This window comes from Martinezella calliandrae, assembly GCF_030272695.1.
Lineage (GTDB): Bacteria > Pseudomonadota > Alphaproteobacteria > Rhizobiales > Rhizobiaceae > Rhizobium > Rhizobium calliandrae.
Genome location: NZ_JARFYN010000144.1, coordinates 1 through 1,437 on the forward strand (window position 1 = coordinate 1; position 1,437 = coordinate 1,437).

Sequence of the window (1,437 nt, forward strand, 5' to 3'; positions counted from 1 at the left end):
CTAGTACTACAGTTGCGTTTGATATGAAATCATGATTCACTCTTGGCATTTAGCTGGAGGGAATCTCATGTCGGTCGCAAGCTGGTCTGGATCGGTACTGGCATGGCAACGCGAGCTCGATGCATTGAAGGAGCGACTGGGGCCGGTTTTTCGTCGCCGTGAATTGCGCTTATCGAGTGGTGCCTTTCTTGATGGCGTGCTGTCGGGGGTGGAGCGCAAGACCGGTTGGCTGATGGCCGAGCAGGCTGGCCTGGCGCGCCCTTATCGGATGCAATCGCTATTGGGGCGCAGCCATTGGAATGCTGACGCTTTGCGCGATGTCGTTCGGGCTTATGCGGTGGAGGCTCTGGGGGATGCGGACGGCGTTCTGGTGGTGGACGAAACTGGGTTCCTGAAGAAGGGCGAGCATTCGGTGGGGGTGGCAAGGCAATATTCCGGGACGGCCGGCCGAATTGAGAACAGTCAGGTGGGTGTCTTCCTTGCCTATGCAAGCCGCTATGGCCAAACCCTCGTCGACCGGCAGCTGTATCTACCGAAAACCTGGGTGGACGATGAGGTGCGGCGTGCTTCTGCGCAGATCCCACAAGAGCAGCATTTTGCCACTAAGCCGGAGATTGCTTGTGATCTGATCGCGGCGGCACTCGATGCCGGCGTGCCCTGTGCCTGGGTGCTGGCCGATGCACTTTATGGTTCGGATTCACGGCTACGCAGGATGCTGGAAGGTCGCGGCCAGCCTTATGTTTTGGCGGTACGCTCCAATCATTGCCTGCGCTTCGTTCGCGACCAGGGGATAGAGCAAACCGATCCCGAAACCATGGCCGATGAGTTGAAACCAGAAGCTTGGCACAGCCATGCCGCCGGCGAAGGGGCTAAAGGTTTGAGGCTCTATGACTGGGCTCGCATTCCTCTTAGCTCTCGTCCTGATCCACAATGGGAGCACTGGCTCTTGATCCGCCGCAACCGGCGCGAGCCAAATGACCGTGCCTATTATTTTGTCTTTGCACCTGCCGGGACCGAGCTTTGCGAGTTGGCAGGTGCTGCTGGGCTGCGTTGGACGATCGAGGAATGCTTCCAGCGCGCCAAGGATGATCTCGGCCTTGATCATTGCGAGGCTCGTTCCTGGCATGCCTGGCACCGTCACATGACGCTCGTCATGGCGGCTGCAGCCTTCCTCGCCAAGTTGGGTTCCGATCTGCGCCGAAGCGCCGGTGGCAAACCGAACGAAACGAGTCCAAACCAGCCAATCGCCGCCTGACCAACAAACTCGCGCTTCTACCAAGCGTCGCAGAGATCCGCTATCTGATTACACGGCTCCTACTGCGACCCCCGATCAAGACGGCCTTCGTTCTCGCATGGTCACTCTGGAGACGAAAACATCAGGCCTCCGCAATGAGCGCCCACTACAAAAATAGACATAAAACGCAACTGTAGTACTAG

At 58.1% G+C, this 1,437-nt stretch carries 1 protein-coding gene; it reads left to right on the forward strand.

The features are described from left to right. Nucleotides 1-67 precede the first annotated feature (67 nt). Complete coding sequence (locus tag PY650_RS36390) at nt 68-1,255, forward strand: IS701 family transposase (protein WP_285884936.1); 1,188 nt, start codon at nt 68-70, stop codon at nt 1,253-1,255. Nucleotides 1,256-1,437 lie beyond the last annotated feature (182 nt).

What these genes read in the sequence shown, in the direction of transcription:
- PY650_RS36390 (WP_285884936.1), top strand. Translation starts at nt 68, where the DNA reads ATGTCGGTCGCAAGCTGGTCTGGATCGGTACTGGCATGGCAACGCGAG.